Origin of the sequence: Lentzea sp. JNUCC 0626, assembly GCF_043632865.1 — a bacterium.
In the GTDB taxonomy this organism is placed as follows: domain Bacteria; phylum Actinomycetota; class Actinomycetes; order Mycobacteriales; family Pseudonocardiaceae; genus Lentzea.
This window is the reverse complement of record NZ_CP171635.1, coordinates 8,734,379-8,751,315: the sequence shown is the minus strand read 5'-3', so window position 1 is coordinate 8,751,315 and position 16,937 is coordinate 8,734,379. Positions and strand designations below refer to the sequence as shown.

The window sequence follows — 16,937 nt, the reverse complement described above, 5'->3', positions numbered from 1 at the left end:
CACGGTACCTGTAGCGCCCTCTTAACACGGTGAGTTGGACGCGAAGAGTCCAATGAAGAAGACACCGAATGCCAGGAACGTGGACGGAAGCCCCTGGACACGATCCGCGTTCGAGGTGTGCGATCGACGGTGTCGGGGTACGGATCTAGATGGGGTAACCCGCTGTCACACGGCTTGATCGAGCAAGGCAGGATTTGAAGCATCAACGCGAAGCGACACGGCGGAAGGGCGCTGCCGATGAGCGGACGGCTCGGTATCGACGACGTATCCCCGGTGGTGTCGGCTGGCAGATATCCAGCCAAAGCCGTTGTGGGAGAACACATTCCGGTCCAGGCCACGGTCTGGCGCGAGGGTCACGACAAACTCGCGGCGACAGTCAGCTGGCGCGGACCGAACGACCGAGTCGCTCGGCAGACCCGCATGCACGAGGTCGGCATCGGCCTCGACCAGTGGGGCGCGGTGGTGGTTCCGGACCAAGAAGGCGCTTGGACGTTCCGGATCGATGCGTGGAGTGACCCCTGGGGCACCTGGAACCACGCCGTTGAGGTGAAGATCGCGGCCGGCCAAGGCCCCGGTGATCTCGCAAACGATCTTGAACTGGGTGCCCGGCTACTCGATCGGGTGGGAAAGCGACCCGATCGGCGACAAGAGCGAGCACTTCTCACGTCTGCCGCGGCAGCGCTGCGGGACGAGGACCGGCCGCTGACCGAACGGGTCGCGCCGGCGCTCGCCGCCGACGTCCAGAAGATCATGTTCGAACACCCCGTGCGCGAGCTGATCACCAAGGGCAAGACGCACAAGATCTGGTGCGACCGCAAGAAGGCGGCGTTCGGCTCCTGGTACGAGTTCTTCCCGCGCAGCACCGGCGGGATCGACGAGACCGGCCAGGCCGTGCACGGCACGTTCGCCACGGCGACCAAGGAACTCGACCGGGTCGCGTCGATGGGCTTCGACGTCGTCTACTTCCCGCCGATCCACCCCATCGGCCGGGTCAACCGCAAGGGCCCCAACAACACGCTCGTCGCGACCCAGGACGACACGGGCTCACCGTGGGCGATCGGCGCGGACGAGGGCGGGCACGACGCGATCCACCCGCAGCTCGGCACGATCGAGGACTTCGACGCCCTCGTCGAACGCGCGAACGAGCTCGGCCTCGAGGTCGCGCTCGACTTCGCGCTGCAGTGCGCGCCTGACCACCCGTGGGTGCTCAAGCACCCGGATTGGTTCACGCAGCTGCCCGACGGCACGATCGCGTACGCGGAGAACCCGCCGAAGAAGTACCAGGACATCTACCCGATCAACTTCGACCTCGACCCGCAGGGCCTCTACCACGAGGTGCTCAGGGTCGTGCTCTTCTGGGCCGAGCACGGGGTGCGGATCTTCCGGGTCGACAACCCGCACACCAAGCCGCCGGACTTCTGGCAGTGGCTGATCTGGAAGGTCAAGGAGGCCTACCCGGACACGCTGTTCCTGGCGGAGGCTTTCACCAGGCCCGCGCGCCTCTACGGCCTCGCGAAGCTCGGTTTCACGCAGTCCTACACGTACTTCACGTGGCGGACCGGCAAGCAGGAGCTGATCGAGTTCGGCGAGGACGTCCGCGACCACTGGGACGAGGCGCGTCCGAACCTCTTCGTGAACACGCCGGACATCCTGCACGAGTCGTTGCAGCACGGCGGCCCGGCGATGTTCGGGTTGCGCGCGGCACTCGCGGCCACGCTCTCCCCCACGTGGGGCGTGTACAGCGGCTACGAGCTGTTCGAGCACGAGGCCGTGAAGCCGGGCAGCGAGGAGTACCTCAACTCCGAGAAGTACCAGCTGCGGCCGCGTGACTACGCCCGCGCACTGGCGGACGGGCGCAGCCTCGAACCGTGGCTGCGCAAGCTGAACCACATCCGCAAGGCGCACCCGGCGCTCCAGCAGATGCGCACGCTGAAGTTCCAGAACGTGGACAACGACGCGGTGGTCGCCTTCTCCAAGCGCGACCCGGAGACCGGCGACACGGTGCTCGTGGTGGTCAGCCTCGACCCGCACAACGCGCAGGAGGGGACGCTGTACCTCGACCTGCCGGAGCTCGGGTTCGACTGGCACGAACGCGTGATCGCGCACGACGAGGTCACCGGCGAGACCTGGGACTGGGGTCAGGCCAACTACATCCGGCTTGAGCCCTGGCGTGCCACCGCGCACGTCGTGAGCCTCCAGCGACGCTTCAGCTGATCAACCGCACAACCCCCGACGAGGTGGGAACCATGGCCGACGACTCCCGTCCCGACGCTGCGATCGGGTTGGAAGGTGTTCCGCACACCGGAGAAGCCGTCAACGACGACGGCATGCTGATCGAGCCGCAGGCGGAGGACTTCAAATCCGCCAAACCGGCTTCCGCGAACCCCGACTGGTTCAAGGGCGCCGTCTTCTACGAGGTGCTGGTCCGCGCGTTCAGCGACTCCAACGGCGACGGCACGGGCGACCTCAGGGGTCTCGCCTCGCGCCTCGACTACCTGGAGTGGCTGGGCGTCGACTGCCTCTGGCTGCCGCCGTTCTACGCCTCGCCGTTGCGCGACGGCGGGTACGACATCAGCGACTTCCGCGCGGTGCTGCCGGAGTTCGGCACCGTCGAGGACTTCGTGTACCTGCTGGACGAGGCACACCGGCGCGGGATCCGGGTGATCACGGACCTGGTGCTCAACCACACCTCGGACGCGCACCCGTGGTTCCAGGAGTCGCGCCAGGACCCGACGGGCCCGTACGGCGACTACTACGTGTGGAGCGACGACGACTCGCGCTACAGCGACGCGCGGATCATCTTCGTCGACACCGAGTCGTCGAACTGGACGTACGACCCGGTGCGCGGTCAGTTCTTCTGGCACCGCTTCTTCAGCCACCAGCCGGATCTCAACTTCGAGAACCCGGACGTGCAGGAGGCGATGCTCGACACCCTGCGCTTCTGGCTGAACCTCGGCATCGACGGCTTCCGCCTCGACGCCGTGCCGTACCTCTTCGAAGAGGAGGGCACGAACTGCGAGAACCTGCCGCGCACGCACGAGTTCCTGAAGAAGTGCCGCAAGGTCGTCGACGACGAGTTCCCCGGCCGCGTGCTGCTCGCCGAGGCGAACCAGTGGCCGTCGGACGTCGTCGAGTACTTCGGTGACCCGGAGGTCGGTGGCGACGAGTGCCACATGGCGTTCCACTTCCCGTTGATGCCGCGCATCTTCATGGCGGTGCGGCGCGAGTCGCGGTTCCCGATCTCGGAGATCCTGGCGCAGACGCCGTCGATCCCGGAGAACGCCCAGTGGGGCATCTTCCTGCGCAACCACGACGAGCTCACGCTCGAGATGGTCAGCGACGAAGAACGCGACTACATGTACTCCGAGTACGCCAAGGACCCGCGGATGAAGGCGAACATCGGCATCCGCCGGCGGCTCGCCCCGTTGCTGGAGAACGACCGCAACCAGCACGAGCTGTTCACCGCCCTGTTGCTGTCCCTGCCCGGCTCGCCCGTTCTCTACTACGGCGACGAGATCGGCATGGGCGACAACATCTGGTTGCAGGACCGCGACGCCGTGCGCACGCCGATGCAGTGGACCCCCGACCGCAACGCGGGCTTCTCGTCGTGCGACCCGGGCCGGATCTACCTGCCGGTGATCATGGACCCGGTCTACGGCTACCAGGGTCTCAACGTCGAGGCGCAGCTCAACAGCTCGACGTCGCTGCTCAACTGGACGCGGCACATGATCGAGGTGCGCAAGCAGCACCACGCGTTCGCCGAGGGCGACTTCACCGAGCTCGGCGGCTCGAACCCGAGCGTGCTCGCCTACAAGCGGCAGTGGAAGCGCCCGGACGGCCGCGAGGACATCGTGCTCTGCGTGAACAACCTGTCCCGGTTCCCGCAGCCCGTCGAGCTGGACCTCTCCGAGCACCGTGATCACACGCCGCTGGAACTCACCGGAGGTGTCAAATTCCCCGCGATCGGGGAACTCCCGTACCTGCTGACCCTCCCGGGTCACGGTTTCTACTGGTTCCAGCTGGTAGAGGCGGGCGACGACAGCGAGATGAGGTGAAAGCGTGACTGACCCACACGAGTTGGTCGAGAAGCTGGTCGCCTCACTGCCCGATCTGCTCCCAGCCGCACGGTGGTTCGGCGGCAAGGACAAGCCCATCACGGCCGTCCGTCCACTTCGGACGACCGTGGTGGACGGCGACCTGGTGCACGTGATCTTCGAGGTGGAGCAGCCAGGCCGCGTCGAGAGCTACCAGGGTGCGCTGAGCCTGAGCACCGGCGCGTGGGACGTCCTGCTCGACCCCGAGCACAACGGCGTGCTGCTCGACCGGATCGCCTCGGGCGAGGGCGTCGAGGGCATCACGTTCGCGCACGAACCGGGCACGGAACTGCGCTCGGGCCTGCGCGGGCGACCGATCGGCGTCGAGCAGTCCAACACGTCGCTGATCTACGGCCAGCAGTACATCCTCAAGATCTTCCGCAAGCTCGCGCACGGCGAGAACCGGGACCTGACGATGCACCGCGCGTTGCGTTCGGTCGGCTGCGAGCACATCGCCCAGCCGCTCGGCGCGATCTCCACGGTCGTCGACGGTCAGACGGTGACGCTGGCGATGCTGCAGGAGTTCCTGCCGGACGCCGTCGAGGGCTGGGACATGGCCAAGACCTCGGTGCGCGACCTGATGGCCGAGGCAGACCTGCACGCGTTCGAGGTGGGCGGCGACTTCGCCGGTGAGGCGCAACGACTCGGCCACGCCGTGGCGAAGGTGCACGCGGACCTCGCCGAGGCGCTGGGCACGCGGATCGCCGACGAGGACGCGATCTCCCTCGCCATCGCGGGCATGCAACGACGTCTCGGCGTCGTGCTGGAGGCGGTGCCGGAACTCGGCCGCTACGAGGACCCGCTGCGGGTGGCGTTCGAGGAGGCCCGTGCGCACATCGGCGCGTTGCCGATCCAGCACATCCACGGCGACCTGCACCTCGGTCAGGTGCTGCGGACCGTGCACGGCTGGCTGCTGATCGACTTCGAGGGCGAGCCGGCGGCGAAGGTCGAGGACCGGCTGGCGCTGCGGTCGCCGTTGCGGGACGTGGCGGGGATGCTGAGGTCGTTCGACTACGCGGCCCGGCAGCTGCTCGTCGGCCAGCCCGACGACGACCAGCTCGCCTACCGCGCGATGGAGTGGACGAAGCGCAACCGGGCGGCGTTCTGCGACGGCTACGCCGAGGTGGCGGCCGACCCGCGGGACAACGCCGTGCTGCTGCGCGCGTTCGAGCTGGACAAGGCGGTCTACGAGGTCGCTTACGAGCACGCCAACAGGCCGGAGTGGTTGACGGTTCCGCTGTCGTCGATCGCCCGGATGACTTCTGGAGGAGACTAAGCCGTGAAGGCCGACCTGGACCGACTCCTGTCAGGTGCGCACCACGACCCGCACTCGGTGCTGGGTGTGCACTCCGTCGGCGACCAGGTGATCGCGCGGGCGCTGCGTCCCGGCGCGACGTCGGTCGCGGTGGCGTGGGGTGACAAGCAGATCGAACTGACGCGCATCGCCGACGCGTTGTTCGAGGGCGAACTGCCCGAGGCGCCCGGCGACTACCGGCTACTGGTCAAGTACAACGGCGGCCCGGCGGTCGAGGTCGACGACCCGTACCGCTGGCTGCCGACCGTCGGTGAGCTCGACCTGCACCTGATCGGCGAGGGCCGGCACGAACGGCTGTGGGACGTGCTCGGTGCCCATGTGCGTTCGTACGAAACGGCTTCCGGTGACGTCACCGGCGTTTCGTTCGCGGTGTGGGCGCCGAACGCGCGGGGCGTGCGCGTGACGGGTGACTTCGACGGCTGGGACGGGCGCGCGAACCCGTTGCGCTCCATGGGTTCCAGCGGTGTGTGGGAAGTGTTCCTGCCGAACGTCGTGGTGGGGTCGCGGTACAAGTTCCGCATCCTCGGTTCCGACGGCATCTGGCACGAGAAGGCCGACCCGATGGCGTTCGCCACCGAGGTGCCGCCGCAGACGGCGTCGGTCGTCACGCGGTCCGAGTACCAGTGGCAGGACGCGGAGTGGGAGGCCCGGCGCGAGGCCACGAACTGGGCGAACGCGCCGATGTCGACCTACGAGGTGCACCTCGGCTCGTGGAAGCCCGGTCTCGGCTACCGCGAACTGGCCGTCGAGCTCGCGGACTACTGCGAGGACATGGGCTTCACGCACATCGAGATGCTGCCGGTGGCCGAGCACCCGTTCGGCGGGTCGTGGGGCTACCAGGTCACCTCGTACTACGCGCCGACCTCGCGGTTCGGGTCGCCGGACGACTTCCGGTACTTCGTGGACACGCTGCACCAGCGCGGCATCGGCGTGCTGGTCGACTGGGTGCCCGCGCACTTCCCGAAGGACGCCTGGGCGCTCGCGAAGTTCGACGGCACGCCGTTGTACGAGCACGCCGACCCGCGCCGCGGCGAGCAGCTCGACTGGGGCACGTACGTCTTCGACTTCGGGCGCAACGAGGTCCGCAACTTCCTCGTGGCGAACGCGCTGTACTGGATCGAGGAGTTCCACCTCGACGGGCTGCGCGTGGACGCCGTCGCGTCGATGCTCTACCTCGACTACTCGCGGCCCGAGGGGCAGTGGCTGCCCAACGAGTTCGGCGGGCGCGAGAACCTCGACGCGGTGCGGTTCCTGCAGGAGCTGAACGCGACCGTCTACCGGCGGCACCCCGGCGTGGTGATGATCGCCGAGGAGTCGACGGCGTGGCCGGGCGTGACGCGGCCGACGCACCTGGGCGGACTCGGGTTCGGCTTCAAGTGGAACATGGGCTGGATGCACGACACGCTGCACTACCTGTCGCGTGAGCCGGTGCACCGTTCGTTCCACCACAACGAGATGACGTTCTCGCTGGTGTACGCGTGGAGCGAGAACTTCGTGCTGCCGCTGTCGCACGACGAGGTGGTGCACGGCAAGGGCTCGCTGTGGCAGCGGATGCCGGGCGACGACTGGAACAAGGCCGCGGGCGTGCGCTCGCTGCTGGCGTTCATGTGGGCGCATCCGGGCAAGCAGCTGCTGTTCATGGGTGGTGAGTTCGGGCAGCGTCAGGAGTGGTCGGAGTCGCGGTCGCTCGACTGGCACCTGGTCGAGCAGGAGCCGCTGCACCAGGGCATCCAGTCGTTGATGCGGGACCTGAACTCGGTTTACCGCGGGGCTGCGGCGTTGTTCTCGCACGACGTGACGCCGGAGGGGTTCCAGTGGATCGACGCGAACGACTCGGGCGGCAACGTGCTGTCGTTCCTGCGGATCGGTGAGGACGGGTCCGTGCTGACGTGCGTGGCGAACTTCTCCGGCTCGCCGCACCACGACTACCGGGTCGGGCTGCCTTCCGCCGGGCGGTGGAAGGAGCTCGTGAACACCGACGCGCTGCACTACGGCGGGTCCGGTGTCGGGAACCTCGGGGGTGTCGAGGCGGAGGCCAAGCCGTGGCACGGCCGGCCGTACTCAGCGATCTTGCAGCTGCCGCCGTCCGGGGTGCTGTGGCTCGTTCCGGAGGAGCCCGGGGTGTTGGGCGCCGAGGACTGACTGGTCGGGTAGAGCGCCGTTCCAGTAGAGGGCACCGGTCACCGTGATGGGGCCGGTGCCTTCGCACGTCCGGGTGACCTGGTCTTTCAGGTCGAACGGTGTTTCGGTGCCGCAGTTGGTCAGGGTGAGGTTCGTCAGGGGTTCGCTGCCGGTGTTGGTGATCGTGACCTGGCCTGCTGCGGCTTTGGCGGTGTAGGCGGACACCCTCAGGTAGACGCAGTCCCAGTGGATCTCGGTGGTCGTGGTGGCGAAGAAGCGCGCGGTGGTCGTGCCGGGCGGGGCGATCATGCCGTAGCTGTTCAGTCTCCTGAGCTGTCTTTCGGGCTTGAGGCTGTAGGTCGTTCGCGGGGTGCCGGTGTCGTCGAGGAACTGGAGCCCGGTGGTGGTCGCCGGTCCTGGCCTGCGGCTGGCGGCCCAGACCGACAGGTCGTAGACGCCGCCGGGAACCGCTTCGAGGGTGGTCTGGCTGATGCCGGGGCCGAAGAGCACACCGGCGCGGGGTTCCGGGGCAACGCCTCCCGTGCAGCCGGGCATCCCCGGATCCGCCCCGGTGGGAGGGCCGAGGAGCAGCACCGCCGCGCACAGCAGTTCGCGCACGATGGGAAATGTAAGTCGATCGGGCGACTACGGCCCGGTGAACCTGATCAGGCCGCGGCACGTTGAGCTTTGTATGCGCCTGAGTTGGACGAGTAGCACGCCCGCGCGCCCGGACGGCAGGCACAATGGGTTCATGCGGCACCGGAGCATCGCGTTGATCGTCGCCACCGCCCTGCTCGCGGTGGGTTGCACCGCCGAGATCCCTGGGCGCCCGCGCGCGGCCAAGGTGGTGAAGAAGGACGCCTCGAGCGCCACCATCCAGGTGCGCGGCTCGGACAACGGCCCGATCGACAAGCTCGCCGCCACCGCGTTGACGGACATCGAGGAGTTCTGGACGGACTCCTTCCAGCAGACGTTCAACAAGCCGTGGAAGCCCCTGAGCGGCGGCTACTTCTCCGTCGACACCGCGGACTCGACCGCGAAGCCGCCACCGTGCACTCAGAAGGCCGCCGACGTCGAGGGCAACGCCTTCTACTGCCCGGCCGCGGACGCCATCGCCTGGGACCGGGCTTCTTTGTTGCCTGTCCTGCAGGACCGCTTCGGTGACGCGGCCGTGGTCGTCGTGCTGGCGCACGAGATCGGGCACGCGGTGCAGAACCGCATGGGCATCACGCCCGAGGCGGAACGCCGCGAGCCCGACAAGTACCCGACGATCCTGACCGAGGCGCAGGCCGACTGCTTCGCCGGCTCGTTCGTGCGGTACGTGAGCGACGGCAAGTCGCCTCGGTTGGACATCAACGCCGACGCGTTGGACAAGGCCCTGAACGCGCTGATCACGTTCCGCGACCCGGTGGGCACCTCGCCCGAGGACGAGCAGGCGCACGGATCTGCTTTCGACCGCGTCGCCGCTTTTCAGGACGGGTACGAGCAGGGCAACAAGTTCTGCGGGGCCATGACTGTGCAGAACCGGCAGTTCACGCAGCGGGCGTTCACCAGTGTCAAGGACCGGGCCAACGGCGGGAACCTGCCGTTCTCGGACATGTTGGAGAACGTGACTCCCGACCTGGACACCTACTTCAAGGGGCTGGCGACGGCGGCGGGGAAGCAGTGGCCGACGATTCGGGCCGAGGCTGCTCAGTCCGAGCCGACCTGTTCCGGGGATCAGGGGCCGGTTGCCTACTGCCCTGATTCCAAGTCGATCCAGATCGACACCAAGGATGAGTTGCCTGCGTTGCATAAGGAGCTTGGGGATTATGCGACTGGGACGTTGATCGCCACTCGGTATGCGATGGCCGAGTTGGCGGTGCAGGGGAAGGGCACTGAGGGGGAAGGTGCGTCCGCTGCCGCGCTTTGCCTGGCTGGGGCCTATACCGGGGCGGTGTTCCAGCGGCAGGACGGGTTCGGGTTGTCGCCTGGGGACTTCGACGAGGCTGTGACTGTGTTGTTGCAGTTCGACTACGCGGCTCGGGACGCCAAGGGGCGGGATCCGGTTGATCCTGGGTTCGCTCGGGTGGCTCGGTTCCGCGAGGGCGTGTTCGAGGGTCCCAAGAAGTGTGGGCTCTGAGCTCTGACGGGTCGGGTTGCTTGGGCCTGGTTCCTGTTCCAGCGGGGTTGGCTTTTGCTGGCGGGTTCCTGTTCCAGCGGCTTCGCCACGCCAGGATTCGTAGGTGGTTGGCGTACGCCTTCCGCTGTCCGGTTGACACCACGCGCCAGGCCAAGACGGCGGTCGGCTTGCGTTCGCGACTGCGTGCGGCTACTGCGCTTGCTTGAGCGGAAGCCCGCACCGGCTCTGGCCAGGTGCGGGCTTCAGCGTCGGGAGACCGGAGCCTGGTCCGAGACCACGGAGATCCTCGCGCCCGGGATCTTCAGCGTGCCTCCGATCAGGTCCGTGTTGCGCACCGTGACCTCGGTGAACGTCACGAACGGCACGTTCAGCGGCGGCGGATGGGCCGCCGTGTAGTCCACCGGGATCTTGATCCCGAGGATGTCCAGATTGCCCTTGAGCTGGACGGTGTACAGCTCGATCCGGCCCGGTGAGACCGTCGAGGTGCTGCCGGGGCGTGCCGCCGTGATCAGTTTGACGCCGGGCGAGACCTCGGCTGTCTGGACCAGGTCCTTGATCTTCATGTCCGAGGCGGTGAACTTCAGGACCTTGAGGACCTGGCCGTTCACCAGGGCGTCGACCACGCCCACGAAGTTGAGGCCTCCCAGGTCCAGGCGGGAGGCGGTCAGGGTCCACTCCCTGCCTCCCGCCGCCACCGGGGCAGGGGCCGGTGGCGGGGGTGCCGGTGTCGTGGGCGGCTCCGCGGTGGGCGGTGTGGACGGCGCGGACGACGACGCCGGCGGTGGGGTGCTGCTGGCGGGTGGCTCCGACGACGGTGGAGTTGTTGTGGTGGTTGTTGTTGTCGTCGGGGCCGATGAGCTGGGCGTCGAGGTCGGTTCTGGTTCTGTGCTCGACGGCGGTTGCAGCGCCAGGACCGCGACCATCGCCACGGCCGCCAGCGGCTGTGTTCGCATCATGTGGGGTGAACCCTTTGGGTCGTTTCCGGCTCGTGGTGCTCGTTCTCGTCCTGTGCCTGCTCCGACCCCTTCGCCTCCTTCGGCTTCTTGGGCTCGTCGGTCCAGGCCACGGCCAGTGCGCCGCCCAGCAGGGAGAGGATCGTGCCGACCAGGAAGCCGCCCAGGTTGGTCACGACCAGCGCCACGAGCGACAGCAGGACCGTCACGATGCCCGCTGCCAGGCGGAACTTGGGTTGCAGCCACAGCGTGGCCGCGCAGATCGCCAGCAACGCGCCGATCAGCAGCGCTGACACGCCACCGAGCGTCTGGATCGAGATGACCATGTCGCCGAGCTTCACGCCCACGAAGGGCGGGAACAGGATGATCAGTGCTCCGCCCGCCACGAAGAGACCGGCCCAGAAGGGCCGGCCACGTCGCCACGCGGTGAAGCCGCGCCAGGCCCTCAGAAGCACTCTTGCTTCCCCTGGCGGATCGTCAGGCTCATGCCCTTGAACCTGATGGTCTGGGCCGTGGTGGCCCAGGCGGTCTGCTGCAACGAGGTGATGTTGGCCGTGTCGGCCTGCAGGCCGAACGAACCCGGGAGGCCCCTGAGGTTCTCCGGGCCCTTGGTCACCTTGCTGGCGTCGATGCCGATCTCGGGGTTGCCGAGGACCAGGTCACCGTTGAGGTCCGTGAGGTTGACGACCAGGTTGTCGGCCGACATGCCACCCACGCTGTCCGCGGTGATGCGCATCGTGACGTCACCGACGATCGGCATGCCGGGCACGAACACCGACTGGCAGAACTTGTCGAGCCTCGCTGTCTTGAAACCGCTGACCGCGACGACGTGCACCTTGCCCGCACCCGCGTCGACCCCGCCGAACTGGACGAATCCCTGGCCCGTCAAGTTGTCGGCGGACACCTTGAAGTTGGTGCCGGACACCGCGAACGAGGCGGCCAGCGCTCCCTGGGACATGCCGAAGAGGAGGGCACCGGCGCCGACGACACCGATACCGAGCACTCCGACGAACCGTGCCCAGCGCGTTCTACCCATACCGCCGAACTCCTTCCACACTGAAGGCTTGCGGGACGGACTGTGCTCTTCGAAACATCGGCGGGACAACGAAAACGAGCCCGTGCAGTCTTGAAATCACCCCGGAGGGTGAGACAGTTTCACGTTCGGCCGCAGGTACTTGGCCGAACGACCGCGGAAGGCACTTAGTAGGGTCTGACCTCATGGGATTCGGACGAATCGCCGTCGCGCTGGTCGTGACCGCAGCCTTGACCGCGTGCGCCACCGTGGTCGAGGGCGAACCGAAGGGCGAGCGCCCCGACCCCACGAAGGTCGCGGGCCTCGAGATCTCCAACGGCCCGTCCGGCCCCAAGCAGGGCGTGCCCGACGCCGACCTGAGCGTGGAGAACGGCGACGGCGGCGAGATGGACCGGCTGGCCATCAACACCCTCGCCGACGTGCAGGAGTTCTGGAAGGAAGAGCTGCCGCGCTCGTTCGGCGGCAAGACGTTCGAGCCGGTCAAGCGGTTCCTGTCGTACGACTCGAACGGCAAGGGCGTCGAGGTCTGCAAGCTCAACACGACGGGCATCGCCAACGCGTTCTACTGCGCGCTCGACGACAGCATCACGTGGGACCGCGGCGAACTCCTGCCGATGCTCAAGGACTCGTTCGGCCCGATGGCCGTGGTGACGGTCCTGGCGCACGAGATGGGCCACGCGGTCCAGTACAAGCTCGGCCCCGCGTCGAACATCGGCCCGAACACGCCGTCGATCGTCAAGGAGCAGCAGGCCGACTGCTACACCGGCGTGTTCATGCGCTGGGTGGCGGAGAACAAGTCGAAGCACTTCGAGCTCTCCACCGGCGAAGGCCTCAACCAGATCATGCAGACGATGTTCTTCATCCGCGACAGCGCCGGGACGTCGTTCGAGAAGCAGGGCGCGCACGGCAGCGCGTTCGACCGCGTGTCCGCGTTCCAGTTCGGCTTCACCCGCGGTGCGGCCCGGTGCGCCGAGATCAACGAGGCCGAGATCTCCAAGCGCATCACCGAACGGCCGTTCGCCCTCGACGACGTCGACGAGGGGCAGGGCCGCGGCAACGCCAAGATCGACGAGGACAAGTACCAGCGGGCACTGGAGGAGTCCCTGCGCGACGCCTACAAGTCGAGCGGCGCGGCCTTCCCCGCGATCGACCGGACGGGCGTCAAACCCTGCCCGGACGCGCAGACGACGTCACCCGCGACCTACTGCCCCGCCGTGAACCAGCTCCAGCTCGACCTGCCCGCGCTGGTGAAGATCGGCACGCCCCCGAAGCGCGGGTCGAAGGGCGGCATCGGCGACTTCGCGGCGTTCGCGGTCATCGCCTCCCGCTTCTCGCTCTCGATCCAGCACGCCACGGGCTTCAAGCTGGACGACGACGCGGCGGGCCAGCGCACCGCGTGCCTGACGGGAGCGTGGGCGGGCCTCACGAACCGCCCGGACGCCGCCGCGGGCCTGCGCCTGTCCCCCGGCGACCTGGACGAGGCCGTGGCGGAACTGCTGGCCGACGACAGCCTCATCGCGGCGGACGTGAACGGCAAGGCCGTGCCGTCGGGCTTCGCGCGCGTGGAGGCGTTCGGCGACGGTTTCTTCCGCGGCTTGTCGTTCTGCGTGAAGAAGTATTCGGTTTGATTCTTCCATCGACCCGGATCGATACTTGCTGAGTGCTAACCGATGAAGCCGCGACGTACGCCTCGTGGTTCTCGACGCTGTCCGACGCGACGAGGGTGCGGCTGCTGCACCACGTGGCCTCGTCGCCGGTCCCGGTCACCGTCGGCGAACTGACCACCCTGCTGGGCGTGAGCCAGTCCACCTGCTCGCACCACGTCCGCAAGCTGGCGGAGGTCGGCTTCCTGCACGTCCAGCGCGAGGGCACCACGACTCTGGTCACGGTCAACCCGGCCTGCTGCACGGGCCTGCCGCACGCGGCGGACGCCGTGATGGGGGCGCTGGCGTCCGGCACGGTCCGGCCGGTCGACGGCGTGACGATCCGTGCCATGACCGCCGCCGACTGGCCCGAGGTCCGCCGCATCTACGGCGAGGGCATCGCCTCGGGCAACGCGACGTTCGAGACCGAGGTCCCGTCGCGCCGGACGCTCGAGTCGAAGTGGCTGCCGGACCACCGCTGGATCGCACTGCTGGACGGGTCGGTGGCCGGGTGGGCGTCGGCGGCCCCGGTCTCGCCGCGCGAGTGCTACTCGGGCGTGGCCGAGACGTCGATCTACGTGGCCGACGCCTCGCAGGGCAGGGGTGTCGGCAAAACCCTGCTGCACCACCAGGTTGCGGCGGCGGACGCGGACGGGCTGTGGACGTTGCAGGCCGTCGTCTTCCCGGAGAACCGGGCGAGCATCGCGTTGCACCACAAGGCGGGGTTCCGCACCGTGGGTCTGCGGGAGCGAATCGCGCAGCACCACGGGGAGTGGCGCGACACCGTCCTCTTGGAACGGCGCCGCGGCTAGAGCGTGTCGCCGCGCCAACGCCAGCCGGTCTGCCGTTCACGGCCGGGCAGGCTGACGCGGTCGGTCGCCCAGAGCAGGCCGGTCCAGGGATCCACGTCGAGGTCGTCGTGGGGGAACATCGCCGCGAGCACTCGCGCGCAGACGTCCCGGGGCGGGTCGAGCTCCAGGCCGAGGCCGCGGGCCATGTCCTCGCCGTGCACCAGCACTTCGACGCAACCCATGCCGGCGAAGTGCGCGGGACCTGCCATGCCGGTGGGGTGGTAGGCGCGTGCGGACGGCGCCGTCGTTCTTGCCACCGAGGCGAGGATCCTGCCGCCGGTCACAGCGAATTCGAGCATCTCGACAGGGCTCGCGTCCTCGTCCGCGACGGCCATGAAACGCACGTACCGTGCATTCGGCTGGGCGACCAGCTGCGCCGCGTAGGAGAGCAGGCAGTCGCCCACGTGTTCGGCGGTGGCCCGGCCGGTCCACTCCCCTGTGCCTGGCGTGGCCGCCCAGTCCTGGCCGACCGCGGGGCTGAGTGCGGCGGCCAGGCAGGAGACAGCGGCGTCGAGATCGTCAGCGGTCACCGTCACGGAAAATCAGTACAGCGCCGACGCCAGGTTGCGGCGGGCGGCGGCCACGCGCGGGTCGTCCGCCGGGAACAGCTCGAACAGCCCCACCAGGTGCTGCCGGACGCGGTCCCGGTCGTCCCCGTACACCCGGCGGACGGTGTCGACGAGGCGCTTGAACGCCTCCTCCACCAACTGCCCCGCGACCTGCGCGTCGGCGGCGGCCAGCTGCGCGTCGATGTCTTCCGGTGCGCCGTCGGCCTTGGCGATCACGGCCGGGTCGACGCTCTCGGCCCGTTCGGCGAACTTCGCCTGGGCGAGGCCCTCCTTGGCGAACTCGTGGCCGGGGTCGGAGGCCAGGATCTCCGAGTAGAAGCCTTGGGCGGCAACGTAGTCGCCGCGTTCGAAGGCCTCCTCGGCCGCGACGATGCGCGGGTCCTCGGGGATCTCCTCCGGCTCCACGGGGCCTCCGGCGCGGGCCTCTCCCGCGCGGATGCCCGGCAGGCGTTCGCGCAGGGCGTCCAGCAGGCGGGCGATCCACTGCGACAGCTCGGCGTCCGCGATCGGGCCCGCGAACGCGTCGATGGGCTGGCCGGCGGCGACGGCGACGGTCGTCGGCACGGACTGCACGCCGAACGCCTGGCCGATGCGCGGCGCGGACTCCAGGTCCACGCGGGCGAGGATCCACGAGCCGCCGGACGCCTGGGCGTAGCGGGTGAGCGACGCCGCCAGCTGCTGCGACTCCGGGCTGTAGGAGGCCCCCAGCAGCACCACGACGGGCACCTGCAGGGACTGCTCGACCACGGCCTGGAAGGAGGCCTCGGTGACGTCCACGATCCACGGCGCGGACCCGTTGTCGGCGGCGGGGGCGGCAGCGGTTGCGGGAGCCGCGGAGGCGGTGCGGGCCGCGTCGGCCCGTGCCTTCAGTGCGCCCAGGTCGACGGCGCCCGAGAGCGCGGCGGACAGTGCGGCGGTCTTGCGAGGATCAGGCCTTGTCACGTGTTCCATCCTGGCACGGCTAGTTCCCGGACCGGGTCCAGGGCCATCGGGTTGACGCGCATCGCCTCGTTGGCCTCGGCGATGCGTAGAGCGAGCGGTGTCATCAGTTCGACGAACCGCGCGGTGCCGGTCTCACCCAGCGCTTCCCACGGTGCCGCGGCGGCCGCATCGGTCGCCGCTTCCACCGCGGGGAGGTCGCCGGGCAGGTCCGCCACCTCTTCCCACTCCTCGACAGTCCAACCACGCGCGGCGCGCATGTATGCCGGGTCGAGGGAATGCTCACGCGCGTAAAGCGCAAGCGCTTGGCAAGGTCCGATGCCGGCGGCCACCAGCGCGGCGACGTGACCGTCGCCCCGAGCCTCGCGCAAGATCGTGCAGGCGTGCCAGAGTGCCAGGTGAGGCTGCTCTGGCCACGGCAACGCGCGGTTCGCCGCCGCCAGCGGGCGACCACCGAGAGGTGCCGCCAGGGCCGCCTCCCGGGCGAGCACCGCCGCCTCCTCGATCTCCGGTGTGTCCACCGGGCCGAGCAGGCGCCGCAACGCCCCGTCCACGCCCTCCAGCCGCACCCGCAGGAACTCCTCGGGTGCCGCGACCGCCCACGCGTCCGGCAGCGCACGGCGGACCATGCGCGGCGCGAAGTTGTAGAAGACCGCCTCCACCAGTTCCGGCGACGCCGCCCCGAGTGGAGCGGCCCGCAGGCCGAAGTAGCCCATCCAGCCGCCCTTGCAGCCCAGCGCGTCGGTCGCCGCCCTGGACTCGGGCGTGAAGTACGTGACGTCGTGGTAGGGCTCGAACCTCAACCACAGCTGTCTCGCGTCCACGCCCGACACGCTAACCCAGTGACGAGCGCCGCACGGGTCCGCTCACCGGGGCGGCGTAGAGCCGTTCCGCCATCCGTGGACGACACGGCCGCGACCCGCCGTCGTCCCACATACTGGACGGCTGGGCAGGCGCCCCGGATGATCTTGGAACGTCGGCTGTCAGGGGGTGTCCGAGAGGTGTTCCTCGATCCGGTCGACCTTGGCCTTCAGCTGCCCGGAGTACCCGGGACGGATGTCCGCCTTGAGCACGAGGGACACCCTGGAGGCACTGGCCTGCACGGCTTCCGTCGCCCGCTTGACGACGTCCATCACCTCGTCCCACTCCCCCTCGACCAGGGTGAACATCGCGTTGGTCTCGTTGGGCAGGCCGGATTCCCGCACGATCCGCACGGCCTCGGCGACGGCCTTGGCCACGCTTCCGGATTCGTCCGAACCGGACGGAGCAACACTGAACGCGACGAGCACGTGCACCT

At 68.7% G+C, this 16,937-nt stretch carries 15 protein-coding genes; 7 read left to right on the top strand and 8 right to left on the bottom strand.

Annotated features, from left to right (window positions below; genetic code table 11):
* Positions 1–237: 237 nt before the first annotated feature.
* Genes JNUCC0626_RS40960 through glgB form a run of 4 tightly spaced genes read left to right on the top strand, consistent with a single transcriptional unit; the run spans position 238 to position 7,551 of the window.
* On the top strand, positions 238–2,214 hold the full coding sequence (locus JNUCC0626_RS40960; protein ID WP_394616021.1) for an alpha-1,4-glucan--maltose-1-phosphate maltosyltransferase: 1,977 nt from the start codon (positions 238–240) through the stop codon (positions 2,212–2,214).
* A gap of 32 nt (positions 2,215–2,246) precedes the next feature.
* Positions 2,247–4,055: a maltose alpha-D-glucosyltransferase gene (gene treS, locus JNUCC0626_RS40955; protein ID WP_394616020.1), complete on the top strand. Its 1,809-nt coding sequence runs from the start codon at positions 2,247–2,249 to the stop codon at positions 4,053–4,055.
* A 4-nt stretch (positions 4,056–4,059) separates the two neighbouring features.
* On the top strand, positions 4,060–5,370 hold the full coding sequence (locus JNUCC0626_RS40950; RefSeq protein WP_394616019.1) for an aminoglycoside phosphotransferase: 1,311 nt from the start codon (positions 4,060–4,062) through the stop codon (positions 5,368–5,370).
* A gap of 3 nt (positions 5,371–5,373) precedes the next feature.
* Positions 5,374–7,551, top strand: coding sequence for a 1,4-alpha-glucan branching protein GlgB (gene glgB / locus JNUCC0626_RS40945; protein ID WP_394616018.1), 2,178 nt, complete (start codon positions 5,374–5,376; stop codon positions 7,549–7,551).
* On the opposite strand, the gene JNUCC0626_RS40940 is transcribed toward glgB, so the two are convergent.
* Positions 7,471–8,148 carry a hypothetical protein gene (locus JNUCC0626_RS40940; RefSeq protein WP_394616017.1) on the bottom strand — a complete coding sequence of 226 codons (678 nt, stop codon included), beginning with the start codon at positions 8,146–8,148 and terminating at the stop codon, positions 7,471–7,473. The two genes, glgB and JNUCC0626_RS40940, sit on opposite strands and share 81 nt — an antisense overlap.
* A gap of 133 nt (positions 8,149–8,281) precedes the next feature.
* Between JNUCC0626_RS40940 and JNUCC0626_RS40935 the strand changes: the two genes are divergently transcribed.
* Positions 8,282–9,652, top strand: a complete 1,371-nt coding sequence (locus JNUCC0626_RS40935) for a neutral zinc metallopeptidase (protein ID WP_394616016.1) — start codon at positions 8,282–8,284, stop codon at positions 9,650–9,652.
* Positions 9,653–9,894: 242 nt separating this feature from the next.
* Here the strand turns inward: JNUCC0626_RS40935 and JNUCC0626_RS40930 are convergent, their stop codons facing one another.
* The 3 genes from JNUCC0626_RS40930 to JNUCC0626_RS40920 are packed head-to-tail and all read right to left on the bottom strand — an operon-like array spanning position 9,895 to position 11,641.
* Positions 9,895–10,608, bottom strand: coding sequence for a hypothetical protein (locus tag JNUCC0626_RS40930; protein WP_394616015.1), 714 nt, complete (start codon positions 10,606–10,608; stop codon positions 9,895–9,897).
* The gene (locus JNUCC0626_RS40925) at positions 10,605–11,060 is read right to left on the bottom strand and encodes a DUF6114 domain-containing protein (RefSeq protein ID WP_394616014.1); all 456 of its coding nucleotides are present in this window, start codon (positions 11,058–11,060) and stop codon (positions 10,605–10,607) included. Before JNUCC0626_RS40925 ends, JNUCC0626_RS40930 begins: the two co-directional genes overlap by 4 nt.
* Complete coding sequence (locus JNUCC0626_RS40920; protein ID WP_394616013.1) at positions 11,051–11,641, bottom strand: DUF6230 family protein; 591 nt, start codon at positions 11,639–11,641, stop codon at positions 11,051–11,053. The genes JNUCC0626_RS40925 and JNUCC0626_RS40920 overlap by 10 nt, the downstream gene beginning before the upstream one ends.
* A gap of 182 nt (positions 11,642–11,823) precedes the next feature.
* Here JNUCC0626_RS40920 and JNUCC0626_RS40915 point away from each other — a divergent pair, with 182 nt between their 5' ends.
* Both JNUCC0626_RS40915 and JNUCC0626_RS40910 read left to right on the top strand, forming a co-directional pair.
* Complete coding sequence (locus tag JNUCC0626_RS40915) at positions 11,824–13,266, top strand: neutral zinc metallopeptidase (RefSeq protein ID WP_394616012.1); 1,443 nt, start codon at positions 11,824–11,826, stop codon at positions 13,264–13,266.
* Positions 13,267–13,298: 32 nt separating this feature from the next.
* The gene (locus tag JNUCC0626_RS40910) at positions 13,299–14,093 is read left to right on the top strand and encodes a helix-turn-helix domain-containing GNAT family N-acetyltransferase (protein ID WP_394616011.1); all 795 of its coding nucleotides are present in this window, start codon (positions 13,299–13,301) and stop codon (positions 14,091–14,093) included.
* Here JNUCC0626_RS40910 and JNUCC0626_RS40905 read toward each other — a convergent pair.
* The 4 genes from JNUCC0626_RS40905 to JNUCC0626_RS40890 form a co-directional block, all read right to left on the bottom strand.
* Positions 14,090–14,668 (bottom strand): hypothetical protein, encoded by a 579-nt coding sequence (locus tag JNUCC0626_RS40905; protein WP_394616010.1) that lies wholly within the window; start codon positions 14,666–14,668, stop codon positions 14,090–14,092. The two genes, JNUCC0626_RS40910 and JNUCC0626_RS40905, sit on opposite strands and share 4 nt — an antisense overlap.
* A 6-nt stretch (positions 14,669–14,674) precedes the next feature.
* Positions 14,675–15,643 (bottom strand): tetratricopeptide repeat protein, encoded by a 969-nt coding sequence (locus JNUCC0626_RS40900; RefSeq protein WP_394616009.1) that lies wholly within the window; start codon positions 15,641–15,643, stop codon positions 14,675–14,677.
* Positions 15,640–16,464, bottom strand: a complete 825-nt coding sequence (locus JNUCC0626_RS40895; protein WP_394616008.1) for an SCO6745 family protein — start codon at positions 16,462–16,464, stop codon at positions 15,640–15,642. The genes JNUCC0626_RS40900 and JNUCC0626_RS40895 overlap by 4 nt, the downstream gene beginning before the upstream one ends.
* A gap of 159 nt (positions 16,465–16,623) precedes the next feature.
* Positions 16,624–16,929: an MTH1187 family thiamine-binding protein gene (locus JNUCC0626_RS40890; protein WP_394622208.1), complete on the bottom strand. Its 306-nt coding sequence runs from the start codon at positions 16,927–16,929 to the stop codon at positions 16,624–16,626.
* Positions 16,930–16,937 lie beyond the last annotated feature (8 nt).

What these genes read in the sequence shown, in the direction of transcription:
- treS (WP_394616020.1), top strand. Translation starts at nt 2,247, where the DNA reads ATGGCCGACGACTCCCGTCCCGACGCTGCGATCGGGTTGGAAGGTGTT.
- JNUCC0626_RS40915 (WP_394616012.1), top strand. Translation starts at nt 11,824, where the DNA reads ATGGGATTCGGACGAATCGCCGTCGCGCTGGTCGTGACCGCAGCCTTG.
- JNUCC0626_RS40930 (WP_394616015.1), bottom strand. Translation starts at nt 10,608, where the DNA reads ATGATGCGAACACAGCCGCTGGCGGCCGTGGCGATGGTCGCGGTCCTG.
- JNUCC0626_RS40920 (WP_394616013.1), bottom strand. Translation starts at nt 11,641, where the DNA reads ATGGGTAGAACGCGCTGGGCACGGTTCGTCGGAGTGCTCGGTATCGGT.
- JNUCC0626_RS40935 (WP_394616016.1), top strand. Translation starts at nt 8,282, where the DNA reads ATGCGGCACCGGAGCATCGCGTTGATCGTCGCCACCGCCCTGCTCGCG.
- JNUCC0626_RS40960 (WP_394616021.1), top strand. Translation starts at nt 238, where the DNA reads ATGAGCGGACGGCTCGGTATCGACGACGTATCCCCGGTGGTGTCGGCT.